This is a genomic window from Polyangiaceae bacterium (genome assembly GCA_016715885.1).
Lineage (GTDB): Bacteria > Myxococcota_A > Polyangia > Polyangiales > Polyangiaceae > Polyangium.
The window spans coordinates 677,940-703,130 of the sequence record JADJXL010000002.1; the positions used below are offsets into that span (position 1 = coordinate 677,940).

26 protein-coding genes and 1 pseudogene are annotated in these 25,191 nt (G+C 59.2%); 16 read left to right on the top strand and 11 right to left on the bottom strand.

The window, feature by feature from the left end:
* Window positions 1-11: 11 nt before the first annotated feature.
* The 7 genes from IPM54_06300 to IPM54_06330 all read left to right on the top strand — a co-directional run bounded on the left by IPM54_06300 (window position 12) and on the right by IPM54_06330 (window position 5,753).
* Complete coding sequence (locus IPM54_06300; GenBank protein ID MBK9259433.1) at window positions 12-1,049, top strand: DUF2169 domain-containing protein; 1,038 nt, start codon at window positions 12-14, stop codon at window positions 1,047-1,049.
* Entirely contained in the window at window positions 1,039-2,109 is a 1,071-nt protein-coding gene (locus IPM54_06305) for a hypothetical protein (protein MBK9259434.1), read from the top strand. The genes IPM54_06300 and IPM54_06305 overlap by 11 nt, the downstream gene beginning before the upstream one ends.
* A 284-nt stretch (window positions 2,110-2,393) precedes the next feature.
* Window positions 2,394-2,861: a hypothetical protein gene (locus tag IPM54_06310; GenBank protein MBK9259435.1), complete on the top strand. Its 468-nt coding sequence runs from the start codon at window positions 2,394-2,396 to the stop codon at window positions 2,859-2,861.
* 78 nt (window positions 2,862-2,939) lie between these two features.
* Window positions 2,940-3,701: a DUF4150 domain-containing protein gene (locus tag IPM54_06315; GenBank protein ID MBK9259436.1), complete on the top strand. Its 762-nt coding sequence runs from the start codon at window positions 2,940-2,942 to the stop codon at window positions 3,699-3,701.
* Window positions 3,691-4,044, top strand: a complete 354-nt coding sequence (locus IPM54_06320; protein MBK9259437.1) for a hypothetical protein — start codon at window positions 3,691-3,693, stop codon at window positions 4,042-4,044. The genes IPM54_06315 and IPM54_06320 overlap by 11 nt, the downstream gene beginning before the upstream one ends.
* Window positions 4,045-4,267: 223 nt before the next feature.
* A complete protein-coding gene (locus IPM54_06325) occupies window positions 4,268-4,999 on the top strand; it encodes a DUF3396 domain-containing protein (protein MBK9259438.1) in 732 nt (243 codons plus the stop codon).
* Entirely contained in the window at window positions 4,971-5,753 is a 783-nt protein-coding gene (locus IPM54_06330) for a hypothetical protein (protein ID MBK9259439.1), read from the top strand. Before IPM54_06325 ends, IPM54_06330 begins: the two co-directional genes overlap by 29 nt.
* A 177-nt stretch (window positions 5,754-5,930) precedes the next feature.
* Here the strand turns inward: IPM54_06330 and IPM54_06335 are convergent, their stop codons facing one another.
* The 4 genes from IPM54_06335 to IPM54_06350 form a co-directional block, all read right to left on the bottom strand.
* Window positions 5,931-6,569, bottom strand: coding sequence for a hypothetical protein (locus IPM54_06335; GenBank protein ID MBK9259440.1), 639 nt, complete (start codon window positions 6,567-6,569; stop codon window positions 5,931-5,933).
* A gap of 136 nt (window positions 6,570-6,705) precedes the next feature.
* Complete coding sequence (locus tag IPM54_06340) at window positions 6,706-7,401, bottom strand: DUF2169 domain-containing protein (GenBank protein MBK9259441.1); 696 nt, start codon at window positions 7,399-7,401, stop codon at window positions 6,706-6,708.
* A 75-nt stretch (window positions 7,402-7,476) separates the two neighbouring features.
* Window positions 7,477-7,737: a DUF2169 domain-containing protein gene (locus IPM54_06345; GenBank protein MBK9259442.1), complete on the bottom strand. Its 261-nt coding sequence runs from the start codon at window positions 7,735-7,737 to the stop codon at window positions 7,477-7,479.
* Window positions 7,716-8,231, bottom strand: coding sequence for a hypothetical protein (locus IPM54_06350; GenBank protein MBK9259443.1), 516 nt, complete (start codon window positions 8,229-8,231; stop codon window positions 7,716-7,718). The genes IPM54_06345 and IPM54_06350 overlap by 22 nt, the downstream gene beginning before the upstream one ends.
* A gap of 142 nt (window positions 8,232-8,373) precedes the next feature.
* Between IPM54_06350 and IPM54_06355 the strand changes: the two genes are divergently transcribed.
* The 4 genes from IPM54_06355 to IPM54_06370 all read left to right on the top strand — a co-directional run bounded on the left by IPM54_06355 (window position 8,374) and on the right by IPM54_06370 (window position 10,656).
* Window positions 8,374-8,796: a hypothetical protein gene (locus tag IPM54_06355; GenBank protein ID MBK9259444.1), complete on the top strand. Its 423-nt coding sequence runs from the start codon at window positions 8,374-8,376 to the stop codon at window positions 8,794-8,796.
* A 357-nt stretch (window positions 8,797-9,153) separates the two neighbouring features.
* Complete coding sequence (locus tag IPM54_06360; GenBank protein MBK9259445.1) at window positions 9,154-9,930, top strand: hypothetical protein; 777 nt, start codon at window positions 9,154-9,156, stop codon at window positions 9,928-9,930.
* Between the two features lie 39 nt (window positions 9,931-9,969).
* The gene (locus IPM54_06365; protein MBK9259446.1) at window positions 9,970-10,269 is read left to right on the top strand and encodes a hypothetical protein; all 300 of its coding nucleotides are present in this window, start codon (window positions 9,970-9,972) and stop codon (window positions 10,267-10,269) included.
* Between the two features lie 18 nt (window positions 10,270-10,287).
* Window positions 10,288-10,656, top strand: a complete 369-nt coding sequence (locus IPM54_06370) for a hypothetical protein (GenBank protein MBK9259447.1) — start codon at window positions 10,288-10,290, stop codon at window positions 10,654-10,656.
* Between the two features lie 273 nt (window positions 10,657-10,929).
* Here IPM54_06370 and IPM54_06375 read toward each other — a convergent pair whose 3' ends face one another.
* The 3 genes and pseudogenes from IPM54_06375 to IPM54_06385 all read right to left on the bottom strand — a co-directional run bounded on the left by IPM54_06375 (window position 10,930) and on the right by IPM54_06385 (window position 13,374).
* Window positions 10,930-11,679: a YkgJ family cysteine cluster protein gene (locus tag IPM54_06375; GenBank protein ID MBK9259448.1), complete on the bottom strand. Its 750-nt coding sequence runs from the start codon at window positions 11,677-11,679 to the stop codon at window positions 10,930-10,932.
* Entirely contained in the window at window positions 11,676-12,524 is an 849-nt protein-coding gene (locus tag IPM54_06380) for a hypothetical protein (GenBank protein MBK9259449.1), read from the bottom strand. The genes IPM54_06375 and IPM54_06380 overlap by 4 nt, the downstream gene beginning before the upstream one ends.
* An 86-nt stretch (window positions 12,525-12,610) precedes the next feature.
* Window positions 12,611-13,374 (bottom strand): annotated as a pseudogene (locus IPM54_06385) (creatininase family protein).
* Between the two features lie 122 nt (window positions 13,375-13,496).
* Between IPM54_06385 and IPM54_06390 the strand changes: the two are divergent.
* Entirely contained in the window at window positions 13,497-14,087 is a 591-nt protein-coding gene (locus tag IPM54_06390; protein ID MBK9259450.1) for a DUF2270 domain-containing protein, read from the top strand.
* A 198-nt stretch (window positions 14,088-14,285) separates the two neighbouring features.
* Window positions 14,286-15,473, top strand: a complete 1,188-nt coding sequence (locus tag IPM54_06395; protein ID MBK9259451.1) for an ABC transporter substrate-binding protein — start codon at window positions 14,286-14,288, stop codon at window positions 15,471-15,473.
* Window positions 15,474-15,489: 16 nt separating this feature from the next.
* Here IPM54_06395 and IPM54_06400 read toward each other — a convergent pair whose 3' ends face one another.
* Window positions 15,490-17,409 carry a hypothetical protein gene (locus IPM54_06400; GenBank protein ID MBK9259452.1) on the bottom strand — a complete coding sequence of 640 codons (1,920 nt, stop codon included), beginning with the start codon at window positions 17,407-17,409 and terminating at the stop codon, window positions 15,490-15,492.
* Between the two features lie 64 nt (window positions 17,410-17,473).
* Between IPM54_06400 and IPM54_06405 the strand changes: the two genes are divergently transcribed.
* From IPM54_06405 to IPM54_06415, 3 genes are all read left to right on the top strand, one after another.
* Window positions 17,474-18,289, top strand: coding sequence for a homocysteine S-methyltransferase family protein (locus IPM54_06405; GenBank protein MBK9259453.1), 816 nt, complete (start codon window positions 17,474-17,476; stop codon window positions 18,287-18,289).
* Window positions 18,290-18,451: 162 nt separating this feature from the next.
* Complete coding sequence (locus IPM54_06410; protein ID MBK9259454.1) at window positions 18,452-19,471, top strand: hypothetical protein; 1,020 nt, start codon at window positions 18,452-18,454, stop codon at window positions 19,469-19,471.
* The gene (locus tag IPM54_06415; GenBank protein ID MBK9259455.1) at window positions 19,468-20,226 is read left to right on the top strand and encodes a glycerophosphodiester phosphodiesterase; all 759 of its coding nucleotides are present in this window, start codon (window positions 19,468-19,470) and stop codon (window positions 20,224-20,226) included. Before IPM54_06410 ends, IPM54_06415 begins: the two co-directional genes overlap by 4 nt.
* 170 nt (window positions 20,227-20,396) lie before the next feature.
* Here IPM54_06415 and IPM54_06420 read toward each other — a convergent pair whose 3' ends face one another.
* The 3 genes from IPM54_06420 to IPM54_06430 all read right to left on the bottom strand — a co-directional run bounded on the left by IPM54_06420 (window position 20,397) and on the right by IPM54_06430 (window position 25,189).
* The gene (locus IPM54_06420; protein ID MBK9259456.1) at window positions 20,397-21,296 is read right to left on the bottom strand and encodes a hypothetical protein; all 900 of its coding nucleotides are present in this window, start codon (window positions 21,294-21,296) and stop codon (window positions 20,397-20,399) included.
* A 243-nt stretch (window positions 21,297-21,539) separates the two neighbouring features.
* Window positions 21,540-23,342 (bottom strand): restriction endonuclease, encoded by a 1,803-nt coding sequence (locus IPM54_06425; protein ID MBK9259457.1) that lies wholly within the window; start codon window positions 23,340-23,342, stop codon window positions 21,540-21,542.
* Between the two features lie 296 nt (window positions 23,343-23,638).
* Window positions 23,639-25,189 (bottom strand): putative metal-binding motif-containing protein, encoded by a 1,551-nt coding sequence (locus IPM54_06430; protein ID MBK9259458.1) that lies wholly within the window; start codon window positions 25,187-25,189, stop codon window positions 23,639-23,641.
* Between the last annotated feature and the right edge of the window lie 2 nt (window positions 25,190-25,191).

Here is a 25,191-nt window from a genome sequence, read left to right on the forward strand (position 1 = left end):
AGTTTCTTGCCATGTGGACAATAGACAATCAAACACCATTCGAAGCCGAGCGTGCTTTCGTTCGCGACTGTGATGGTGTAGAGGTCTGGCTGGTGGCCGTACGGGCGACGTTCTTGTTTGACGCTCACGGACAGCTAACAATCGCCCCCGAGCAACAGAAGGTTTGCACAGCTCCAGTGTTTTTTGATGATCCGGGTTGCAGTAGTTTACAATATGAATCTGATCTGCAGCGGACGAAACTCGGTACGGACATCATTCTCAATGCTTCGGCGCATGCGCCTTCGGACAAACCAGTTTCCTTTGTCGATGCGGGTTGGACGGTTGGACCATTGAACAAAGGATTGCGCGTATTTGGCGACCGGATTTGGGAAAGGCGTGTGGGGGGTCTTTGCCCGAGCGCTCCTTTACCCTTTAGGACGATGCCTATTCGATACGAGCGAGCATGGGGCGGCCCCCTCCCGCAGGGTATTGGACGCTCCCCGGAAAACCCAGCAGGGATGGGTCGAGATGCTTTACCCGGAAAACCCGTTCCTAATTGCACATTCATTGACGACCCGATCGCGACCCCTCGATACGAAGGTAGGCCAGCGGGTTTTGGGCCCATCGCCTGTCACTGGCGCCCGAGGGTTTCACTCGCTGGGACCTATGATGACAACTGGAAGCAAACGCGACTACCCCTAGTTCCTGCGGATTTTCAGAATGCATATTTTCAGTGCGCTCCGGCAGACCAACAGGTTGCAGGGTTCCTTACGGGGGGCGAGAGGGTCCTCCTGAAGAATCTCACGCCGGAAGGACTCGTCTCGTTCCACCTGCCCCGAATCGCCCTCGGGTTTAGGACGGAGATCGGCGGGCGGGTGGTTCACCATGAACGTGCATTGCATTCCGTAATTATCGAGCCGGACGAACGCAGGCTCGTCATGGTTTGGCATACGGCGCTGTCTTGTCACCATACGCTATACACGCTCAAGCGAACCATTGTTTTTCAGAAGCGCAACCTGTCGTGGCGGGGCGCAGATTCGATCCATACCATGGTGTCCGATGCAGTTTGAACGTGATCTTGCCGACAATGCAATCTGCATCGTTGGAGCGGGAGCTTTAACGGCTGTCGGCCGTGGACTGCTCGCATCCGGAGCGGCGGTTCATGCTGGTATTGCAGGTTTTTCCGAGCATCCGTACATGATTGACAAACACGGCGAATCCATGATCGTGGCCCGAGCCAAATGGCTCGCTGAGGATCTATCGGTAGAGAACCGTATTGTGGCGTTGGCGGTCGAGTGCGCACAGGAAGCGCTTGCACCTGCATTCTCGACGGGCCTGTCCCTTGATCAGTTGGCATTTCGAGGACATTTGGCACTCTCCACTGAGAATTTGCCGGACGCTACTCGGCGGCAGGATGTACTTGAGCGGATTGTCGCGGGATTGGGGATTAGCATACTGAGTACGGAATGCATTGCGGAGGGACATGCGGGGAGTTTGCTCGCGCTTGCCAATGCATGCGCAGATTTGCGTGATAGGAAGGCGCATTTTTGTCTTGTGGGGGGAGCGGATTCATGGCTTGCTTCAGAGCGTTTGGAGGCGCTTGACGCCGCCGGGCGTCTCCACTCGGTGAATCATAGTTGGGGGTTTATCCCCGGTGAGGGGGCTGGACTCTGTCTGGTGACGACCGCGGCACGAGCCAAACAGTATGGACTTGTACCGCTTGCGGAAGTGCTGAATGTCGCGACAACTCGTGAAACGAAGCTCATGGGAACGGATACGATTTGTCTAGGTGAGGGATTGACGGAGGCATTTCGACAGGTGCTCGATTCTCGCTATAAAGTATCGCGCAGCTATTGTGACCTCAATGGCGAGACGTATCGCGCGGACGAATACGGTTTTACCATCTGTCGAACGTCGGAGTATTTCGAGGATGCGGGGAAGTTCACGGCTGCTGCGGAGTGTTGGGGGGATGTTGGAGCGGCATCGGGAGTGTTAGCGCTCGTCTTATCCGTCGCATCATCAGCGTGGGGGCACACCAATAGAAGTGTCGCTCTCACCTGCGCGAGTAGCGCTCAGCAACCATTGCGGGGAGCGGTATTGACGTCGAGATGTTCTGCTATCACGAAATGAGTGCAAAATGTCAGTCCCCACAAGTATGGATACGATGATAGATGCTATGACAACAGCAATCGTATTTCGCATGATGATAGCTGATGATTCCGAAATGCCACAATCTTGTTGGGTCTCGTGGATGGATTCGGAATGGTTGCAGTTTCTTTCTGTAAGAATGCACGACGATGTGCAACTTGATGTCATAGGGGTTTGGAACAATGAACGCCAAGAACATTGATTTGAATTATGACGAGACAGTGCTCGTCGCTGGTGAACTGACATCTGACACTGATCAAAATCCATTGCTCGATGATGTTCTTGAAGGGCACGCGGAGCAACAGGAGGCGCTTCAGACTCGAATCGATGGCATCCTCATTGGTCGTGTGTTGTCTGTCGAAGTCGATGGCGCACCCTACGTCACCTATCTCGGTGCTCCGCCCATAGGTCTGTCGGCACGTACGATGGTGTTGCTCGCGCCGGACGACATCGGCCGAGACGTTGCATTGATGTTCGAGGGAGGAGATCCCGAACGTCCCGTCGTGGTGGGACGGATGGTCACGCCTCATGTGCAAGTCACATCTTTGACAATCCGAGCAGAAGTAGATGAGCACGAAGTGCAAGTGGCAGCGCACGAGCGACTCGTTCTTCGTTGTGGTGAGTCGAGCATTACCCTTACACGTGCAGGAAAAATTATCATTCGCGGTAAATATGTTCTTTCCCAGTCGGCTGGCGTAAATCGTATTCAGGGTGGCTCCGTGGAGATTAATTGAACGAAGTCACGTCGGATGCTCATGGAAGTTTGGCGCGAATAGGGAACCTCCCTCGATGTAGGGGCATAGTGATAAGCAATGGCTGTTACCATCAACGTAAACAACTTGACACTGTGCCACAAAGATAGCGGCGGCATTTCGATTGCCACCCTTCCTGACGTGTGCAAGACGCCGCCTAACGGAGTCCCGATCCCGTATCCAAACATCGCGTATGCAAGGGATCTTGCCAAGGGGACGCAGACTGTAGTGGCAGACGGCGGCAACATGTGCGCCAATTACGGCTCAGAGTTCTCGAAGAGCACTGGAGACGAGGCAGGGAGTATTGGAGGCGTAAAGTCGGGTACTTTTATCAAGGAAGCGACTTGGCTCACGTTCTCCTTCAATGTACGAATCGAAGGGAAAGCCGCATGCCGACTTACCGACAAAATGTATCACAACCACCAGAATACAGTGAACGCGAGCGGTCTCATCCAGCGTGTGCTTGCCACCCAAAAGCTGCTGCAGAAAATGCTGTGCGATTGTGACAAAGAGGTCCAGCCCACTAAAGACGATAATTGTCTTACCCTTGGTACCAAGAAGCACGATTGCATGGAGAAAAAGAAGGCAGAGCACAATCGTTTGGGCAAGAAGCCAAAACTCGACGGTGAACGTGGCTATAACAAGAAAACGGGCAAGCCTAGCTTCCGCAGCCGGCGGGATTTGTTTGAACGGTTCAGGAAGCTCAAAGAACTGCGGAAGAAAATCGACACAGCCAAGACGGCTCTCAAGGCAACGAAGGCCGGAGCGAAGGTTGTCAAATTAATTTACACCAGTCAGCTTCGTAGTCGGGATGGCTGTTGATTATTTCATCATTGACCCCGCGCTCGACTCGGCAACGAAGCAGCTCGAATCCATGATAGCGGAGGCCGATGACATCGGCAAAAGCGTTAATGACAATATCTTCCCCGATGGCGCCTTGCGCGGAGCGGACGGGAAGATCGAGGGTTTTTTCGAGTACAAGTTCAAATGTCCCAAGGGTGTGAAGCCTGGTAACGGTGATGCCTTGAAGGGAGATGCGGTTCCGACTTGGAGGCCTGGGCAGGAAGAGAATATAAAGGAATTGGTCGACGCGATGAAAGTCAACAGCCCGCAAGAAATCGCCGCCGAAGCGAGAGCTACGCTTCTTACCAATATGGGCTGCTAAAATAGGCACCAAGAAAGATCAAGCGTATGCTTCCGGAATCGCTTCTCCCGGCACTGACTTGCCACTTTACCGCCACGAGCGACGGAACGACGTACACGATTGTTCGACCTGGACTAGGCTTCGCGATGTATTACTCCGATCCGCTTCATGTGATTGGAGATGCTGTCGATCGAATCGTGGATGCCTACCTCGGGATCGTCCCACAGGGGGCCATCTCGACTTTATGTCTCACATCAAGGTGGGGGCGTTTCTCTTCTTCCGCGCTTGCGCGGCAACTCAAGAAGTTGCGGAGCAGGACATCGATTACACCAACGTCGACCTTGGCTCAGGCGCACTTCTTGCGAGTGCAGGGCCATATGGCTTCCACATTAATGGTGGAAATCTGTCGAATACCGCGATCCGCCCGGACAACACGAACGTAATCTACCATGAGCTGCCACATAATGAGATCCAGCGGATGGGTGCCAGTCGTGTTGTGGATTGGGCTGTGAGTGTGGCCGAGCTCTACCCTTTCGAGACGGGTCAGCTTGGCTATTCGTTCAACCAATTACAACGTACGTGGACGACCGAGGCTGACGATTTCGTTGGGAAGGTCGCCATGCGGTTCTTAGGCTTTGACATTCTTGAGCCGGATCTTGCTCGCGTAGCGCGGGGGAAGGTGCCGAACTGTTCGTGGCTCAACTTCCTCGGAGACAGGATCGTTATGAAGCTTGGCGGTGAAAGCCTTGTGCGCGCAGCGGTCTCGGATGCTGTAACGGTGCGACGGATCGCTGGAGGGCTGATGCTAGTCGCCGGCCAATTGCCGCCTGTTGGCGACGTGAACCGCCATGCACTCGACCTCGGTCCTGTTCGTGAAGTGGCTCGCCTTACGAGACCCCTGCGGCCTGAGAAAAAAGTGCTGTTTTATGGTACAGAGGAGTTCCGGAATGGATGGGTTCACAGATTTGACGGCTGAGGCCGAGCGAGGGCGCCTTTTTGATGTGCGCTTCGGTCCCGAGCCTCTTGCGGGACAGTGGACTCTTCGTGTTCGCCAGATCGACATGTGGACCCAAGAGCAGCGAGATGCATGGGTCGCACATATACAGGGCGCATTTGTGCATCTCGCGGTGGTTTCTGGGCTGAGTGGTGGCACCGCTGACCCGCGGGTTTCGGTATTTCGTGAGGACTTGGAAGTGTGGGAAGTAGGCGACTGGCTCGAGTGGCGGTTCAGAGGCATGAACATCGACCTCGGTGCAGCAAGCCTCCTCCTAAACCTTTGTGAGTGGGCGACGTTCAATATTGCACCAGCGGTAGAGGTAGAGGTGCTGGCATGGGGTTTAGCATTCGGCCCAGAGCCTGCGAATCGACCCCTTCCCAGACGTCGTGCGCGGCTGAGTTTCCCTACAGTGGAGCAGGGTCAAGTGGGTCGCGAACTGTCGATCCAAGTTGAATTTGCCCGGCGCCTTGACGGCAATGATGTGGCGAGGGTCTCCCGGTTTCTGCAGCCGTGGTACACCGCGCTTGTCCGGTGGGGGTTCGCACTGCCCAACTTTGGCACCGGGATGTCGGATGTGCACCCGTGTTCACCGCCGCTAGTTGTCGTTGAGGACCTCTATTGCTACGATTTCGATGTGTTCACTGCGCGGTACGAGGCCGTCGATGTGATGCTCAATTGCCTCGACTGGATCCACCATTCGGTATGCCCGGTTCGAGCAGTTGCGATCGAGTGAGTCGCGTTGCTTGTTAGGAAAAAATCGCCGTTTCGGAAGCAATCACTCGATGGATTTATCCCTACCTCATTCCAAGGCATACCCCCACTTTGGGGAAGTCATCCACCGTGAACCCGCGGAGCCTGTTCATACCATTCGGGGCACTGACGTCCTCTCTCACTCTTTCGGTGTGAACTATCACGCTGCTCTCGCACCACGCAATAGCTTCGCCACATCTTTCGCCAGCCCCATGTCCCTCGCTAATTTTCTCGCCCATATCCGCATGATCGGTAGCAGCGCTTCTTGCTGAATGTTCAACGCGTTCAGCACCGCCTCTTCCCTGCCCCGTTCCATCCCGACAACCACTTTCGCGTAGTCGTTCGCAGTAATCGTCCCTCGAAACCCTTCCACTCGCTTCACATACGCCGCGTCGTATGTCGTACGCAACGTGTTTTTCCCGTGCGCTTGCTCTTCGTCAATGGCCGTTTCCCACCGCTCTTCATTCTTCGTCCATGCATGCTCCGTCAGCCCGTGCGTTTCGAACACTTGCTCCCGCTCGATGTGCCCTTCCGCCAGCTCTGCCGCAATCGTTGCAGTCTGCTCCAGTGATAATTCGACGACATCCCTATCGTCCTCTTCCTCGCCTGCCAAAGCGGTCTCCACCTCGAGGCCCGACTTCGATGGCTCAGCCGCATCAGTAGACGCCTCTACAGGCATCCCCACCTTCGCCAAAGGCCCAATCATCGGCGGGGGCGCAACCTCCTCCTTCTTCTCGAGCTCGACGTCACTCACCGGACCGGTAACATCTTCCAGAGGAAACGGTTCGACAATCGACATACGTACATTTGCGTATGGATCTGCAACAAGAGGCGGACGTTCGGGAGTGCTTGGCACCGCAAACGGTATAGGGGCATTCGATACGGGTAGCGGCAAGAATGTCTGCTCGAGCTTCGATTCCGCACTTCCTTGGTGCTCAAATGGAATGGGTTTTGACCCCAAGCTTTTCGATGGAGACGAACATCGTGCCCGTGCCATCGTTCTCGGTCCCGTTCGTCGGATGAGCGTCGAACGTATTCGACTGCGCCAAGCGCGATGATCCCGAGACGAATGGCAGCGCTGGAGCGGCGCCTGTCGGCCGCAAACCGATGATCGTTTTCACTACGTCGTGCTCATCATCCATCCCCGAACTCGTTTGTCCTGCTGTACCCACGCCAGCAACCATTGGCAGCGCATCTACCCACACTGCAATGCGCCCCGCTTCCTCCGCCGAACGCAGCCCCATTCTTCCCCGCCAAACCACGCAGCAGACACCTCGGTCGGTGTCAACCAAAAGAGTGTCCCCGACAAGCGCAATTTCTTCCCGCTCCCCCGTTGCGCGATCCGCGATCGCCCGCGGACGCAAGTCGGGCAAACTCGTCACGAGGCGCGGATGTTCCGCGTGCAGGTTCTCCAAGACAATCCGCTCGTCCGCCCGAATTTCCCTCACGTTTTGATCCGCAGACGCCGCCTGGAAAAACATCGGATCGAAGTCCCCAGGTAAGGGTTGCGCGTTCCACGAACCATCCGAAATTGCTCTTGACAAACGCCCCAATCGTTGGGTTCGTCCGGGCCACGTCGGCGCCACCGGCGCGTAGCACGTCGGGACAAACGTATCCGATGGTTTGGACACAAAGTGTCCGAGCGGTTGCAAGTTCCCCGATCGCGATCGTGCCATACGCATCCGGCCGCCCATCGAATCGCTTTCCTACAGGATTTGCTGATTCAGCACCGCCTGCCGCACGCTCCCAGACGAGCGGCATCTTGGTAAACGTTTTCCTTCGAGCATTTGTCCGTCGAGCACGCGAAACGCTCGATCACACCACACCTCGATCGACTTGTCCATCGCACCCACGACAAACCGCGTCACGAGCGAACGCACGGGCTGTTTGTCCGGCGCGTACGCGTGGCCCACGAGCAGCACGTCGGCCCGAGGTTTGTACGGAACTACATCATTGGGAACACGCACACTTCGCCGTGGATCGTCGTCGTAAAGTGATCACGCTCGAAGATGGGATCCTGTTTGGGCGCAAGGCTTGCGGTGCCAGGTCGTAAAACGAATGTGGCCTTGACGATGACCGTCAGGGCAAACGCTCCCGTATGAGCTTGCCAAACCACTCTGGATGCGACAAACGGGCAAAGCGTGACGAGTCCATCGTCGAGAGCGCTAGCGTCTCTCCCTGCATGGGGCAAACCATTACCACGCCTGGATCCGCTTGTCATGGGCGGCGGCTCGGCGGTAACCTGTTCGTCCAGGACCATCAGAGGACGAACATGAGCAAAGAACGGCACACTACAAATCTTGAACGCGTTCAATGAGACCTGCTGGAAAATCCGCTTTTCGTCATCGAACAACAGGCGCTCGTCGACGGTTTTGCGGGGAAAGAATTCTAACGCAGCAAGATCGATCAGAGCGGCGCAGAGTCTGTCCGGACCAGCCGCATTCTTGTACGATATGGCCACTCGCGATCAGTGACATACACACTGTTCGTGCTCGACCTGTATCGCTACGGCAAAGCGAGGTCAACAAGTTCGTCATCGATCGAGCAAAACCTCCGAAAACTACAAGCTGCCGGCCAGCGGGAAATCCACCCCATCCCGCCGATTGGGTTCCGATGGCGAGTATTCGCAACAGCAAGGGTCCGTCGTTCTCTTCGATAAGTACGACAACGTCGGCGACGAAGCCCCCGGTATCACCCTGCCCGGACATATCGAGAAGTGGATGAAGGAAGTGGGGTATGCCGAAGTCATCAACAAGGCCCAAGTCTTGGGCTACCAAAATGAACGGGCCAAAACGGTCCTCCAAGAAGCGGTCGACAAGAACACCGCCGGTTACAAGGTCTTCCTACTCATCCTCGCCGAGCTTCTACAAACGCTCCAACGACTCGAAACAATCCAAAAGGACGCCAAAGGTAAAAGCAGCAAGGCTAAATCACTCGGAACGTTCGCCAATCACTGGGTCATGTTGGAACAAGGAATTGTCACGACAACAACCGCCAAGCTGCGCGTTTTTCATGGGGCGGCATGATGCTTGCATCCCTCCCGCAACCGAAAACTGGACCTTGAACCAAATCAGCACGGTTTATGGGTACGTCGCCGGGCGCTATTGAAATGAATGAGTGACCGCAGGTGCCCGATCGAGGAGCCTCCAGCATTGCTGTTGCAGAAGACGGGTGGCCTATGCGAAACGACAGCGGAATATCTTCAGCGCGGCGCACCCGCACGACACCCGCTTCGGGATGAGCTCCTTGGAGGTAGTGCTCAATGCCCAAAACGAAGAGCCATGTTCTGGCCCCCAGAAAAGCAATCCAGCTTCCATCGCCCCAATCAGCACCATTACGCCCCACAAGTTGACAATGGCCTAGACTTGCGAGCACCGTGCGCCATGCGTCAGGACTATCAAACTCGCAGCGCACTCATCGCAGTCCGCTGCGCTCTCGTCGTATCGAGCTCCATAGGATGTGGCAAAGGATCGGAGTCCGCGGGCACCAGCGCTCCAGCTGGTTCCGCAGGGCAACCGGCTGCATCATCGTCGGCTGCGGCCGCTCCAGCTACAGGAGCTGCCGATGGATCTGTGGCTCAGCCTACTGCGCCAAAGTCGAGCGGTGGCATTCAGGTCGCCATCAAAGACTTCCAATTGTTTCATCCGTATTCGTCCAGAGCCATGCCGAACGTTCGCGACAACGGCACGTACAATACTCGCACTTCGACCAGCTCCTATGGCGTCGGCGTCATCGTCGAAGCAACGAACGAGACGGGCGATGTATTGACCGGCGCGTGGTTCGACGGCGAGCTTCACTTCGTCAATGGCGATCGCGAAGTCGACTGCAAGTTCACGCCCGATACGATTGGTGACTATTACAGCACTGCATATGCGCTCCATTACAACAACGTGCCGGCGGACGCGAAAGCGGACCCATTTACTGGCGAAAAGCCGACGGCGTGGCGCAACGAAAATGGATCAACGCTGGAGCATCCGTGGCGTCCCGGTGAAAAAATTCGCCTCTACTCGCGACCAAACGTTGCGATTCGAGGCATCGTGAACGACCTGCCTCCGTCGCAGGTTCGAGGCCGCGTGGTGGTCAGAGCCAATAAGCGATTCGTGAATCGTTCGATTCAGGTTCGACAGCGAAAAGTTCGATTTGGCGCTCACGGGCGATAGCGTCCGAATTCGGCACAATCGGGCGGCTACCTGGTGCTCTTGCCCGTGCGCGACGCCAAGAAAAATCGGTCGAACATCTTCCAGAATAGGTTGCCGCGGGCGACGGCCCAAAGATGCGACCACCGTGCCGCTTTCAAGTTGCGTTTGCGTTCGCAGATTCGTTACACACGTGACGACATCGTCGAAAGCTCGCCCGTCACGTTCGACCTGCCGCCGCAAGCGATGACCTTACAATCGGTGAAACTCGACAATGGCGAGCTGGTGCATGCGTCGGGCAATTTGCTGGTGTACCCGAAAGAGGGCAAAGTCGTGTACCAAGACATGGCTAAGCAAAGCTGAGCTTGCTCGAAGTGACGCGTGAAGACGTTCAGCATCGATGCCCGAAGTGACGTTTACGCAAATGGGCTTTCGGGGACCGTAAAAGGCATTACGATCCAGGATCATGTCGACGATACGGCGCTCAATAAAGGACAGCGCAAACTCACGGTCACCTGGGGCATGACGCTTCAAGGGGACAACATCGACGCGCGACTGCGCGTGCCTTTCGACATCGCAAAGGGCGAATACGAAAAGGCGGCGCGCGAAGCCGAATCGGGCGACGCGGCAGCGAAAGCGGAAGCCGCAAAAACCAAGGCGGCCATGGATTCGGCCGAGACGAAATACAAGACGGGCAGCAAGACCGAACGCGAAAAAGATCGCCAAAGGCCTTCCCTTGCGGCGACGTGAAAAATCGCGACCAATCGCGGCACCAAGGGCCCGTCGAATGGTAAAGACGTCGGCGAAGCGTGCAAAACGCTCCTTTCGGCGAATGAAGTGGAAGTCACCATGACGTTTACGCTCGACCGTTACGAGCTTCCTGTGGCGCTCGTATATACGGTCGGCGGCAAGTTCACGTGGAGCCCCGTCGCGAGCGCTCCGCTGCTCAAGCTCGATCCGCGCTGATGCTGATGTGCTGAAGTGGGGCGGTCCGCAGATCGCCCCCACTTCTCGAATACCGCTTTACGTATTCGGCTTGGCCGACAATTCCTCGAGCAGCATGTTCACGAGCATGCAACCGTCGAACTTTCGCTGCCCGATTTCTTCGTGCTGTTCGGCCCATGCAATGGCAAACGCCAGCGGCACCAAGAGCGGATCGTTTCCGAGCACCCGCGCGGCGACGCCCGAAAGCGCATGCGCCATGCGAATCGATATGGGGATGCGCGTCACCACCACTTCCCCAATCTTTGCACAATTCTCTGCCGGCGATGAAACCAAATATTCACGACACGACGCCGGACGTGAAGTGTAAATCGAACACGATCCTTTATCGAGAAATGCGCACGTCGTTCCGCTTCGATGATATTCGACGAGCAATTGCCGCACGCTTTGCTCTTTCGTATCGGAAAGCGCAAAAGCATCGATCCCAAGCGATTCCAGCACCTCTTCGGACGCCACGATACGCGTGAGCACTTCTTCTTGTCGCGCTTCGGGCATCGCCGATACGAGGTCGTGAATCATGAAGACTTCGGGTATCGAAATCGGTACGAGCTGATCGCAGCAGGACGCGCAACCCTTCTTGCAAGACGGAGGACCCACGATCGGCAAATGCTTTTTGAGGCCGAGCGCGACGAGGTCGTCGTCGAGGCGCATCACGCTGCGCGCAAGGTCCGACAAACGCATGCTTTCGCTCGGAATACGCAGCGTCGTTCGGAGCGATCCTTCGGGAGTGCCAAGTTCGAAAGTAAAAACGCTTGGTTGCGTAGGCTTCATGGAAAAACGCCTCGAGCCGGGCAATGAAACCCGACTCGAGCGTCCCTGTCAAGCCGTCCGAAGCTTTCTTTACGAGGCGCTACACTTCGTAGAATCCAATCGCGTCGTGCAGCTCGACCTTCTTGGATTTCACGCCGCTCAGGCCCGATTCGACGCTCGCCGGGGCATCGATTCCAATCGCAGCGAGCGGCGGGATGACGAGACCACAGGCAGTCGCCGTGGGTTTGATGTCGTTCAAGTAATCCTGCATGACGATCGCAGGATCGCGCTTTCTGAGCCCGACACGAATCGCGTATTTGGCTCCTTCCGTGTTTGGACGTCCAAACGAGAGCAGCCCCTGCCTGGAGCCAGCGCTCGAACAGCCCTTGCTTTTCCACTTCGTAGTCACCCGTGCGCGTCAATTGGATGACGAGCTGTTCGCCGTGGAGCTGGTGACCACATTCCTCCTCGACGATTTCCTGGACGAGGCGTCGATAGGGCAGATAGCTCGATTCCTCGTATTCGCGCAATTGCCAATACCCGCCGCGGTCGTACAAGAATTGCGCCATCGCCAATTCGTAAAAGCTCTGGACGAATGGAATGGGGCGCGACAAAAGCCGCTCATGCACCGCAGGCTCGACGCTTTCCCCCGTGAACTCGACGTACATGCGAGCGACGTCTTTGAAATGCTCGACTTCTTCTTGGATTTGCCACACGAAGTATTCGAGGTTCCGCAGATCGGGGACGAGCGACAAACCATAACCGAAAAGCTGCGCCGCAGCCATTTCGCGGTACGCTTGACCCTGCATCATTTTTACCAGCGTTCGAGAATAACGATCCTCGTCGCGGCAATTGGCCGTGTCCATGATTCCCCCTTCACTATGACGGCAATCGATTACGATAGCATTCGATGGTCTATCCAGCGACCCTCATGCGACCGTTTCGTGCGCCGTCACTTTAATGCAAGCAGACCTTCTTCGACTTCGGTCACGATCATTTCAGCAAGCTTGTCGGAAAGCTCTCGGCCTTCCTCGTCCGAGGCTTCGGCTGGCGCACCCGTGTACGCATCGGTCATACCCATCGCCAAAAAGCTCGACTTTCCGTCACGAATACCCGCGGAAAGACTTGCCGAAAGCGCTGGCAGCGACGACGCACGCGCTCGATCCACGAGCTCCGGCGCCGCTGCGAGCACGAGCGACGTTTCATAACGCCCGGCATGACATGCACCACTCTTGAATTCAGCCGATAACGTACGTGCAAAACGCCTCGTGAGCGGAGAAGCAACGGATGCCCGCCCGGGCAAATTCGTTCAATGGAGGCACGAACCGCCGCGTCGTGCGCAGGTTCGAGGTGATTGTTCACGAGACATACATGAGCAAACCCGGCATCGATGTATCCACTCACGACGGCATGCAAAAAACCAACGAGCGCCGATTCGGTAACGCTTATGGCCCCGGCAAATCCTTCGGCAAATTTCGTCACACCATAAGGAATACTCGGCCCCACGAGCGCCTTGATCCCACGCATTTCGAGCATCTCTGCCGCGCGCACGGCCGCCGCTTCACCAATGATCGTATCCGTCCGCAAGGGCAAATGAGGCCCATGCGGCTCGACGGATCCGACGGGAACGAGCGCGACGAGCGGGGACGGACCAGCAAGCAATGGTCCGAGCGCCTCGGTCGTGAAGTCAGCAAGGAAAAAGCGATGGAAACTCATGCGATCGGTCGTCGTGTGACGTGAGCAACGAGTAGCACGGTTCGTGACGAGTCGCGAGAAGTGTGCTGAAGATTTCATGCACAAAGTTGTTGTTCGCCGGGTTTTGTCGCAGTGTGTTCGCCATGGACGTGACCCCGAAGGATGTACCGACCGCGCTGATTCATCTTTATCGTGGCGAGCTTGGCCGGATGACGATGTATCGCACGCGGCTCGATACGACGACGAACTGGGCGGTGGGCACGAGCGCTGCGCTCACGACGTTTGCGCTCGGTCAGGAGCGGGCGCCGCATTTCGTTTTTTTACTGGCCGTATTTCTCGACTTGATTTTTTTGTGGATGGAAATTCGCCGATTTCGATTCTATGAGCTCGTCCGAATGCGCGTGCGCCTATTGGAAGTGGGGTTTTACGCCGTCGTCATGGGAAAACCGCCGCGCGAGGGATGGGAAGATGCGCTCTGGAAAAGCCTCGAGACGCCCCGCAGTCCCATTGGTCGATTGCAAGCTGCCTCGGTGCGGCTTCGGCGTAATTATTTGTGGCTGTTTGGGGCCGTCTACTTGGGATGGCTCGTGAAGTTGTCGTTCGGGCACAAAGGAATCGTGGATAACGCGGCGGTGGGCATTTTGCCCGGCGCCGTCGTATTCTGCATTTCGCTCGTGCTCATGGTGGGGCTCGCGATCTTGGCGAGTATTTACAAATTGCCCGAAGAGGAGTGAACGTCGTCCGCGATTGGGACTCGCTCGACGCTGCTCGTCCGTGTCGATGTGCCGTCCGTCTGGGGCTGAGATTGAACATTTGGGCTGACGTATTGCGCTCTAGGGTGTAGACGGAGCGTCGTTCTGTGCGGGGCTCGGGGGCCCGTCTACGATCGGCTTCTGTTTCATGAATCGGGACGACTGGAGGCAACTGTGAACATGCTCGGACGACGGCGTTTTGTCGTGGCAGCCATGGCGCTCTCTGCGCTTGCTGCGCTGGGGTTGGGGTGCGGCAAGAAAACCGACGCAGGAGCAACGGGCGACTCTGCTGCAGCAGCCGAATGGAAGGTGGGGGCGTACCTGAGCTTGTCCGGGGCCGAGACGCAATTCGGTCAGGATACGCGCGAGGGCATCGAGCTCGCGATGGACGAGGTGAATGCCAAAGGCGGCGTCAAAGGCAAGAAGATCAAGGTCGTGTTCGAGGACGACAAGTCGAACCCGCAAGAGGCATCGAACAAAGTCTTGCAGCTCATCGATCGCGACAAAGTCTTGGCGCTGCTTGGTGAGGTTGCGTCGTCGCGTTCGAAGGCGGGCGGCATCGTTGCGAACAAGAAGAAGATCCCGATGATCACGCCGTCGTCGACGAATCCGGACGTGACCAAGGTAGGGCCGTTCGTGTTCCGCGTTTGCTTCACGGACGATGTCCAAGGGCAGATGGGTGCGCGGTTCGTCTCGGAAAAACTCGGCAAGAAGAAGGTTGCGATCCTCTACGCGTCCGACGACTTGTATTCATCGGGTTTGGCGAATGTGTTTCGTACGGAAGCAAAGAAACTCGGGATGGAAGTCGTCATCGAGAAGAGCTTCCTCAAAAACGAAACGAACTTCACGACGTACTTGAACGAGATCAAGGGCGCGAACCCGGAGATGGTCTATGCGCCCATCTATTACAACGCGATGGTGCCCGTCGCGCGGCAAGCCAAAGCAGCCGGAATCCCCGGTTCGATGTTCATCGGCGGTGACGGTTGGCACGCCGAATCGCTGGTGAACGACGCGGGTGAAGAAATGGAAGGCGCGTACTTCACGAACCATTTCTCGCCGGACATGCCGTCGGAAGCTTCGAAGACGTTCGTCAAGAAGTACAGCGAACGCTTCAGGCATGAACCGTCGTCCATGGCGGCGACGGGGTACGATGCAGCGCTGCTTCTCGCGGACGCGATGGGTCGAGCGAAGGCCGAGACGCCCGAGGCGATTCGTGACGCGATTGCCGAGACGAAAGATTTTCAAGGGGCGACGGGGGCCATCACGATCAACGCCGAGCGCAACGCGGACAAACCCATCGTGATCGTGCAGATCAAGAACAAGAAGTTCACGTACTTCGACGTCATCGGCGACAAGCCCGCGAAATAGTTCACTGGCGAAACAATCAACCAAGCTGAGCGGCGCGACGAAGAGATGCCTCTTCTCGCGCCGCTTCCGCTTCGGCCATCGCTTCTGCTTCGGCGGCGTGTTCGTCACTGCGAACCACCGGCTCGTCGGTGACCTTTTCGAGCGCTTCGAGCACCGACGGAGCGACTGCGTCGAGCCACCGGCGTAGCGGCTCGACGGTGCGTACTTCTCGCCGGATGCGCGGCAGTTCTCCTGCGCCGACGCTCTCCGGTTTGAACGCTACGCACACGCTGTCGGCGAGCAGCTCGTCGCGGGCCGTGAGCGGCAAGTCGAGGCCCGCTTCGGAGGCGAGCTTGGCAGCTTCTTCGAGGTGACCTCGCCTGGCGAGCGACACGAGGCGCACGCGCAGAAGCGCGCGACTGCGGTACGGATACGCGGGAGGCAACGCGGCGAGCTCGGCTTCGGCTTCGTCGTGACGATCCATGACGGCCAGGACAAACGCGCGCTGGGACATCAAGTCGGGTAGCAGAATGTCCGACGCCGAGATGCGCATGACGTACTGCGACAAACACGCGATGCCCTTGTCACAATGTTCGAGGGACTTGGCGAGGTCGGCTCGTCGTTCGGCGATGTTGGCGAGTGCGAGGTACGCTTGCGCTTTGATCAAGGGGAAACGACCGACGGCGAGTTTGGTGAGCGTTTCTTCGGCGGCATCGAGCTTTCCTTGGGCGGCCAGGTTGAGTGCGGCGAAGTGCTCGTGTGCTTCGCGCCGAGCCTTGATCGTGAGCCATATGCGATAGCCGATTGCGCCACCGACGGCCGCGATGACGGCGAAGGTGAACATGTTAAGGAAAACGTGCAGATCGATGAGCGGTTCTTCCCAGGTATCGGTCTGCGGATCGTACGTTTCCGACGTGCCCAACTGCACGGCCGCGTAGAAGAGCCCGAGGACTGCCGCCCAGACGAGCACGACCCGCATGCCGAGAGACAAACCTTTCTGCGACGTCTTTTCGGCGCTCTTGCGTGCAACCTCGACAGCCTTCTTGCCGCTCTCGGATGCGACAGCGGTCGGCAAGTCGCCTGCCGTGTCCTTGATCGGTTTTGTCTCGACGAACGGTGCAGCGGCTGGAACGAGCTGCGCGACCCAATCGACGAGCGGCGGTTCTTCGCCGTTCGTGTCCACCTTGGCGCTCTTGCGATACACGCTCGTCGCGGTCGTTTCGAGCATGCGCTGGAAAGCCCTCACGATGGCGCGCTCGCGGCGATCGGTGACGTCGAACAGGAGGTCGCGATGTTCGGCGAGGTGTTTGCGAAGTTTGTCCCGATCACCTTCGCGCTCGATGCAGATGGCTTCGGCGAGCGCAGCGCGAGCGAGCGCTTGAGGCAGCACCTCGGGGCTCTTGCGGAGCGCTTCGATGTCGGCGCGAGCGCCTTCGCGGTCGCCGGTTGCGGCGCGTAAAAACGCGCGGATGCCGCGCGCATTGACCGTCTGCACTCGAACCGACGCACGGTAAAAGTAGCCGCCCTTCGTATCGATCGCGCGATCGAGATGTTGCAGACCCGTCTTTGCATCGCCACGACGCATGGCAATGAGACCTCGTTGCACCGCGGACACGCTCTTGACGAGCATGTTGCTGTTCGTCCTGTCGACGTCGTCGAGGATCTTTTCGGCATCGACGAGGCGTCCACGTGAGATGAGATCGAACGACGTGTTGACGAGTTGTACGCCCGAGCCTGCTTGCCTTCCCTTGCTTCCGACGAGAGCGAGGAACGTGCCGCCAAAGATGCTGGCATAGGTCAGCAGTCGGAGCGCGATGGAGAAGTCGTCGGCGCTGCCCACGAAGCTCACCAGGGAAAACGCTCCGATGCCGGCGAACACCAAGCCGACCGCGATGAGCGCGGTGTAGTAGCGATGCGTGGCGTGACGCGGGACGTTCGCGGAAGCGGATGAGCTCATGGGTGCAGGTTCTCTCTGTCGATCGAGCGCCGGTCGCGTCATCCTACCGATAGGCTGAAGGGCGATGGTGACGATCCTGAATGGCCCCATGGGAACGGAGCTGATCGCGCGAGGCGTGTCGATTCCCGAACCGCTCTGGAGTGCTCGCGCTCTCGAAGTCGCGCCGGACATCGTAGCTGCGATTCATCGTGATTACGCGGCGGCAGGCGCCACGGTGCACACCACGAATACGTTTCGGACGAAGCGCCGCAGCGCGGGGGACGGTTGGGAAAAACTCACACGAAAAGCCGTCGCAATTGCCCGTTCGTCGGTTCCGCCGTCGCATCGCATCGCGGGCTGCATCGCGCCGCTCGAAGATTGTTACCGGCCGGATTTGTCGCCACCAGACCCGCGCGCCGAACATCGCGAGGTGTGCCAAGTGCTCGCGGATGCTGGCGTGGATTTGCTCTTATGTGAAACGTTTCCGCACGTGGGCGAAGCGCTCGTTGCAACCGAAGAAGCCGTCGCTACGGGTTTGCCCACGTGGGTCGCTTTCACTGCAGGGCCCGATGCAGACTTGCTCTCACCCGACGACGTCGAACGAGGTGCGCGCGAAGCTTTGGCGCGCGGTGCGAGCGCGGTGCTCATCAACTGCACACGAGCGACGAAAACGCTCCCGTACGTCGAACGACTCGCGCGGGTGGGTGTGCCTTTCGGCGTGTACGCGAATGCGGGCCCTCCGGAAGATGGCCTCGGCTGGACGGATGCGCCCGATGGGCCCGAACGTTACGCGAAGCTTGCTGCCGAGTGGGTTCGTCTGGGTGCAACGTTTGTCGGAGCATGCTGCGGGCTCGGGCCGGCGCACGTTCGTGCGTTGGGGCGTTTGCACGAGCTCGTATGACGTCAAACTTTCGGTCGAGGGTGCCCGACGGCAAGCCCCGTGTTCGTCGGCCGGTCGCTCGAGTTCCTTTCGTTCACCGGGAGATCTGGCGAAATTCGCCGGGCAAACGTTGCACGACGAACCATCTTGGAGATTGACCTGCCTCCCGCTTCATTCGTGCGGATGCCGGTTTGCCGCCTTCGTGCTACCGCTTCGCACGTGCAGAAGCCTAAAAACGTCGTCGTCGCGACGCACGGACACTGCTTCGACGGCATGGCCAGCGCCGCCGTCTTTCATCATCTCGTGCGCAGCATCGCCCCGAGTGAGCAGCGAACTTTTCGCTACCGTTCGTGCGGCTATGGCCCCGGCATGTCGATGATCCCCGAGGCCTGGCTCGACGGTGACGAAAACGCCATCCTCGATTTTCGCTACACCAAGAGCCCGCGACTCACTTGGTTCTTCGATCATCACGTGACCGGTTTCGGATCCGTCGAAGAACAAAACGAGGCGCTCGAAAAACACTCGGTAGAAGGCCCAACGCGGCTCTTCTACGAACCCACCTACAGCTCCTGCACGAAGCTCATTGCAGACGTTGCTGCGAAGCACTTCGACGTCGGTTGCAAGGACCTCGAACCGCTCATCCGGTGGGCCGACATCATCGACGCAGCTCGCTTTTCATCGGCTGAACAAGCGGTCGATCGAAGCGAGCCCGTGCTTCAGCTCGCGGCGGTCGTCGAGCATCACGGCGATGGCGCGTTTCTGAGCGGCATCGTTCCGAAGCTTTTGGAAAAGCCCGTCGAGGAGGTCGCGAAAGACCCGCAAGTAGCTCGGCTCTTTCGTCCCATAGCGGTCGCTCAGGATGCGTTTGCAGCTCGCGTGCGACAGAACGGCGTCGTGATGGGCAGCGTGGTCCTGGTCGACCTTTCGGATGCCGCCATGGACGCGAGCTTGAAGTTCATTGCGTACGCCTTGTACCCCCGATGCGTGTATTCGGTGACTGTTTTGAGGTCAAAGCATCATTGCAAGGTGTCGGTCGGGTACAATCCCTGGTCCGGTGTCGAGCGACGGCACGACATCGCGTCGATTTGCCGGCGTTACGATGGCGGGGGGCATCCGGTCGTCGGTGCGGCCACGTTTCCGCTGTCGGATGTGGCGCGAGCGCGTGAGGTTGCGGCGGCGATCGCGAGGGAGCTCGATTCGTGAGCCATTTCGGGCTTGGAATCGATGTATTTCGACGCAAGCCCGGACGAAGGCCATGGGTGTACGGGCACCGAGGTTGCTCGGGGGAATCTGAAAATACGTTGTCGGCATTCGAGAAAGCGGCCAACGATGGCGCCGATGGGATCGAGCTCGACGTGCGGCAGAGTGCCGACGGTGAGCTCGTGGTGATGCACGACGCGGCGTTTGACCGCGTGACGGGCGGTCGGGATCACCGCCGCGTGGCTGAGCTTCCGTACGGTGAAATTCGGCGCATCGATGTGGGCGGTGGGGAGCGCGCGCCGCGGCTGAGTGAGGTGCTCGGTCTGGCGCGAGCTCGGCGGCTGCGGGTCAACGTGGAAATGAAGCATGGGGTTCCTCAGCGCTTGGCGTTGGCGCATGCGACGGCGCGGCAACTCGCGGCAGTGGATCCCTGCTTGCCGATTCTCGTGTCGAGCTTCGATCCGCTGATTCTTGCGACGTTTGCGGCGCTCATGCCGCGTACGCCGCGAGCGCTCTTGGTGCATCGATCGAAGTGGTCGACGCTGGCACTGGAGACCGGATCGGTATGGCGAGATGGTTTACATATCGAGCGTACGCTGACGCGTGACGTGGTGGTTCGGCGTCTCTTGGGACGTGGGCTGCTGGTGAACGTGTGGACGGTGAATGACGTGCGTGAAGCGGCCGACCTTGCCGCGCTGGGTGTCGACGGGATCATTACGGACGTGCCTGGACAGGTTCGGGCTTTGTTTGCGGATTGAGATCGGCACATGGCCCCCGGGGGGTATGGGGGGCAGAGCAGTCGGCTCGTCTTTTGGGCGAAGCCCAAAAGACTTATAGAGCCGCCTGCGAGCCCCCCATCGTGACTGGCCTCGCGAAGCGCGCGTCCCACGCGCGCGGAGCGAGCGTTCAGATCAAGACCCGGCCTTCATTACGGCCCGTCGCACGTCACGTAGATGGAGCGAACTCCGCCGGGCGTGGGCTGTTCGAAGGCGCCTGGGACGATGGGCGGGTTCCAATGAGCCTCTTTGTACTGAAAAATGACGTCCTCTTCGGTGTGTGGGACGCGCATGCGGATGGACCGGGGTAGCTCGGCATCGCATTGGCCACCGCTGGGAGGGACGGGATCGTCGATGCCTTCCGGGTCGACGCGTGGCGGGGCCGTGGTGGCGGCAGCGTGGTTGCTGAGTTCGGCGGTGTACAGGTCGCCTCCGCGCTGGGAGACGAGCACGTACTTGACGCGAAGGCGCTGCTCGGCCCAGGGTTTGTCCCAATCATCGGGCCGGACGGCAAGATGCACTTCCTGGCGCGCATCGCGGGTGCTGGGAATGATGACGCGGTAGTGACCTTGCTTGGGATCCCAGGCCATGGTTGCCGCGTTTGGCTGGTGCGCCAAGAGGGGTGCTTCGCCGCGCAAAATGGAGACGAGCGCATGGCCGGGGATCGGCACACGCGTCATGCGGGCCAGGTTGCAGGGGGTTGCTGGCCCATAAAGGAATTGCTTTTCCTTCGTATCGAGCATCTGGAAGCGCTCGCCGTCGGCGGTGAGCGTATAAATCAGCGCGCCGAAGGGGCTGATGACGTCGAAGCGCACGCGATCCGGGTTGACTGCGAAAAGCAAGACCTCGCCGCGAATGCGTCCTTCGGGGGCAAATCGGTCGATTTTGGCCGTACCCTGGACGCCGTTGACGCAGGCATAGGTGGCTTTCATCCGGCCCAAGGCTGCGTCGGCCGATGGAAAGACCGACTTTGGCGGCGCAGTGCCGCATGCAGTCATCAAGATTGCGGATGCGGCGAGGCAAATCCGTGCGAGGAACAGGGCAGCGCGCATGCGGCCTGGACCGTTGCAGGAAATGTGGGGCGAGTCAACAGGAGCGCCGTTCGGTTCGAAGTAGGGCAAATTCGGGGCTGCAGAGCAACCGGTTCTCCTTCATGGAGAAACAGACAGCTTGATGAAAGGCAAATCGGGGGGTTTGGGGGGGCCGAGCCTCGGGCCCCCAACGTGAACCAAGCCTCGCGAAGCGCGCGTTCCACGCGCGCGACGCGAGCTTACATATCCCGACCCGGAATCAACTCACGAAGCCCGCAGGGCTTCGAGCATGTCCACGTCGGGGATTGCGATGGGCAAGCGAGCCCGGATGACCGCGACATCGTTATCCTCGCAAAGCCGGGCAACTGCGAGGCCATCGTAGAGGGCGATGGGGGCCGTGCCCGTGATGCTGGCTTCGTCGCGAGCGCCCGACAGGATTTGGCCGCTCGTGAAGATCCAGCCGACCGTTGCCGGGCCGTAGTGGTGCAGCGATCCGCGCAGCTCCGTGACACGCTCACGGCCGATCTCGCGGCCGTCGCGGCGAAGGATGATCGCAAGGCGAATGTCCTCGCCCGACGTCTTCAGCACGCCAGAGAAGTGCGCTTCCGCCCCCGGAGCGCCTGCACGGCGAACTGCACGAAGCTGGCCCACGCCCATGCGCTCGAGCGCCAGGACGCAGATTTCGATGAACGCGTGTCCAGGAAGCTCGCCGAGCTTTCGAGCAAACGCGCGTCGGGCTGCATCTCGGTACCGCTCCACCGCGGAAAGCGCTTCCTGCTCGAGCCGCGCGAGGTCGCCGGAGAGCAGCCAATCGGTCAGGGCCACGCGGCCACCTGCGAATCGGAAACGCGGCCTTTGGCCTGCGGCAACGCGACGCGCGTTGTCCGCACGAACGGCGGCTGCAACTTGAGACTGCACGAGCTGTGCATCACCGGAAAGCCGTCCGCGACGTTGTGCCGTTTCCGCAATCTGCCGGAGCGACACCGCGCCCGCATTGCGATCGAACGTCGACAAGATGGCCGTTACCGCATCCGCGAGCTCTCGGCCTGCAAGGTCGTCGAGCGCGGCATGCGATTCCGTCTGACCGATCTCGATGACTTGCGGTCCGCGATAAACGGCTTCGGTCGCCATTCCGTCGCGTCCTTCGCGCGACACGTCTCGGTCGCGATCTCGGTCTCGGTCGCGATCGCGACCGAAATCGCGGTCTCGGTCTCGCTCTCGCGGTGCGCGGCTTTCGAACGCCGGCGTCGCAATGTACGACGGAAGCGCGCCGCTCGACGTGATTCCCGGCTGCTGCTCGCCGTTGGTGCTTCGGCCACGGCGACGGCGACGACGACGACGACGACCATCGCCCCCATCGACGGCACCGATACCAGGTCGCTCGTCAGATCCACCCAGGATGGGTTGGTCGTCGTCTTCTTCCTCGTCGAACATTTCGGCGGCGCCTGCAACGGCTTCCGCTCGCATCACCTCATCCGGCGCGGGCGGTTCCGCCTCCACGTCCTCGTCTTCGACCCGTGCGCGCACGGGTGCCGAAATGCGAGGCGCAGGCGGCGGCGGTGCAGCATCCGCAAGCTGAAGAACCGCCGGGTAAGCTTGTTCCTCTTCCGCTTCCTCGACGGCTGCTTCGACCGGTGCGGGAGCAGCTTCGGCCTCTTCTTCGACCTCGTCCTTTGCTTCGACCGGCGCAGCTTCGGCCACTTCTTCGGTCGATTCTTCTTCCACCGTCTCGACGGCGGCTTCGTCTTCTACTTCCGCCTCGACGCGCTTGGCCTGAACATCCTGCCGGCCGCCCCGTCGGCCGCCCTTCTTGCCATCCGCCCCTGCGCGCAGCGTCTTCTCGTCCCACTCGCGGAGGGCGAAAACGCCAGGCTTCACGCGGATGAGCGGCGTGTCCGTCGAGTCCTTCTTGAGCATCGCGGCGAGCCGTGCGCCCATCGTGACTTCGGGGCTCTTGCCGACGTGGCTGAGCAAGTTTTTCTCTATCGCGATGTCCGTGATCTCTTTGTAGTGGAGCGGCCTGCCGATAAGGCGAAGCACCTCGGCCGCTGCATCAGTAAACGTCATTTCTATCTTGCCCTTCGGGCGCCCCAACAACTCCTGGGCGCTCCGCGTTGGTGCGCGTCGCACGTGCCGTTCGTGCTTGGTCGACGTCACGCGCTGGGCCTGATGCCCGATATGGCCGGGAAACGCACATTCGCTCCCACTCGGCCGTAGACGCTATGAAGTCCGACTATCATGCCGTGAGCGACTCGTCAACCATGGTCGTCGACGAAAGCAACGAAGATGCGCGCGTCCGGAAAAATGCGCCCTGCCGTTCGCTGGGTCCGGCCGATCGCAACGCAAAACTGCGCTCCCACCACTCAAGGTCGGAACGTTTTCGGCGTTGAGATGCTCGTTGGCAACCAACGGAAATAGTCGACCATCGAAGCCGAGTCGAAAATGCCATCCGACGAGTCCCACACGACGAACTCGACCGTGATGATTTCGCCCGGGAGCATCGGCGCCTCCGTCGTGATCCATCCCGTGCTGCCCCCGACCGAGCTCAGCACGTTGTTGCACGCGACGATGGGTTCGTCGTAGCCCGTGCCCGCAAGCTCGCTCTTGCCGCCCGCACAGAAGTTGAAACCAGGTGTGCCCTGACAACCCGTTGGTCCTGCCACACACCGATCGAAGAAGTTGACGTTGACCGAACCAGGTGTGCCCTGATTGTCGAACACCACGTTGCGGTTGTTCGCGATTCCCGATGCACCCGATTTCAACAACACCACCCACAAATCGTTGAACGGAGAACACGCGTACTCCGGGTACTCGGATGACCAGAACCCATGGTCGAATGCGAATCGCGCGGCGTTTGTCGGGGTACGTACTTGGATCTTCAGGTTCACCGGGTTGAACGCGGTCGCGACGAACGGCAGCGGACACCCCGCCTTGTTCGTCGGGCCCCACCCCTGCGGAAGCGCCGATGCCGTGCCGAAATCCGTTCCACCTTGAGGCGTCCCGAACTGGTAGTACGGCTGCCCCGGTGTCGCCGCCAAACCCGTCGACAACAGCACGAAGTTCTCATTCGCGCGCGGGCCGAGCACCGTGCCCATCGACGTGATGATCGCGTGCGACTGCGGGCTCGGACTGCCCGTTCCATCCGCCAAACGCAGCTCGGCCGAAATGAGACCCCACCGCTTGTTCGCTCCCATCGCATCGGCTGTCGTCTGCTGGCACAGATCGATGGCCCTCGCGTAGTCGATCGGATCCTGTGACGTGTACTCGAGACCCGTGCCGCACGCGATGAACGGATTGTCGATCACGCCGTCGCAATCATCGTCCACGCCGTTCGGGAAGTCGTACGCACCCGCGTTGATGTTCGGATCGCTCTCGTCGCAGTCGCCATCGCACGACGTGTACTTGTCACCATCGAAGTCACCACATGGACCATCCGTTGGCGCATCGTTTGGCGCGTCGACAGGTGCATCCATCGGTGCATCGACGGGAGCATCCATGGGCGCATCGACGGGCGCGTCCATCGGCGCGTCTATCGGTGCATCGTCCGGCGCATCCATCGGAGCATCGTCGGGTGCATCCATCGGAGCATCGTCGGGTGCATCCATGACGACGTCTTCAGTCACGTCTTGAGGTGCATCTTCGATGACGTCTTCTGCAACGTCGAAGCTCACGTCCTCGACGACATCGATCATCGGCACATCGTCGACCACATCGAACTGCACATCCGGCGGAGCATCCGTTTGCCCATCGGGGCCGCCATCTTCGTCGGGCGCATCGATTGCCGCGTCGTCTTCTTCTCCCTCGTAGTCCTCGTAGTCCTCGATGTCCGTGCGTGCTCCGCATCCAGGTGCGAGCCATGCGGCGGGCGCCGCGAGCGCAGTCAGAATCAGCCCCCAACGAAAGGTCAAGCGCACGA

What these genes read in the sequence shown, in the direction of transcription:
- IPM54_06300 (MBK9259433.1), top strand. Translation starts at nt 12, where the DNA reads ATGTGGACAATAGACAATCAAACACCATTCGAAGCCGAGCGTGCTTTC.
- IPM54_06305 (MBK9259434.1), top strand. Translation starts at nt 1,039, where the DNA reads ATGCAGTTTGAACGTGATCTTGCCGACAATGCAATCTGCATCGTTGGA.
- IPM54_06315 (MBK9259436.1), top strand. Translation starts at nt 2,940, where the DNA reads ATGGCTGTTACCATCAACGTAAACAACTTGACACTGTGCCACAAAGAT.
- IPM54_06320 (MBK9259437.1), top strand. Translation starts at nt 3,691, where the DNA reads ATGGCTGTTGATTATTTCATCATTGACCCCGCGCTCGACTCGGCAACG.
- IPM54_06325 (MBK9259438.1), top strand. Translation starts at nt 4,268, where the DNA reads ATGTCTCACATCAAGGTGGGGGCGTTTCTCTTCTTCCGCGCTTGCGCG.
- IPM54_06330 (MBK9259439.1), top strand. Translation starts at nt 4,971, where the DNA reads ATGGATGGGTTCACAGATTTGACGGCTGAGGCCGAGCGAGGGCGCCTT.
- IPM54_06335 (MBK9259440.1), bottom strand. Translation starts at nt 6,569, where the DNA reads ATGTCGATTGTCGAACCGTTTCCTCTGGAAGATGTTACCGGTCCGGTG.
- IPM54_06360 (MBK9259445.1), top strand. Translation starts at nt 9,154, where the DNA reads ATGCGTCAGGACTATCAAACTCGCAGCGCACTCATCGCAGTCCGCTGC.
- IPM54_06375 (MBK9259448.1), bottom strand. Translation starts at nt 11,679, where the DNA reads ATGAAGCCTACGCAACCAAGCGTTTTTACTTTCGAACTTGGCACTCCC.
- IPM54_06380 (MBK9259449.1), bottom strand. Translation starts at nt 12,524, where the DNA reads ATGGACACGGCCAATTGCCGCGACGAGGATCGTTATTCTCGAACGCTG.
- IPM54_06390 (MBK9259450.1), top strand. Translation starts at nt 13,497, where the DNA reads ATGGACGTGACCCCGAAGGATGTACCGACCGCGCTGATTCATCTTTAT.
- IPM54_06395 (MBK9259451.1), top strand. Translation starts at nt 14,286, where the DNA reads ATGCTCGGACGACGGCGTTTTGTCGTGGCAGCCATGGCGCTCTCTGCG.
- IPM54_06400 (MBK9259452.1), bottom strand. Translation starts at nt 17,409, where the DNA reads ATGAGCTCATCCGCTTCCGCGAACGTCCCGCGTCACGCCACGCATCGC.
- IPM54_06405 (MBK9259453.1), top strand. Translation starts at nt 17,474, where the DNA reads ATGGTGACGATCCTGAATGGCCCCATGGGAACGGAGCTGATCGCGCGA.
- IPM54_06410 (MBK9259454.1), top strand. Translation starts at nt 18,452, where the DNA reads ATGCCGGTTTGCCGCCTTCGTGCTACCGCTTCGCACGTGCAGAAGCCT.
- IPM54_06420 (MBK9259456.1), bottom strand. Translation starts at nt 21,296, where the DNA reads ATGCGCGCTGCCCTGTTCCTCGCACGGATTTGCCTCGCCGCATCCGCA.
- IPM54_06425 (MBK9259457.1), bottom strand. Translation starts at nt 23,342, where the DNA reads ATGACGTTTACTGATGCAGCGGCCGAGGTGCTTCGCCTTATCGGCAGG.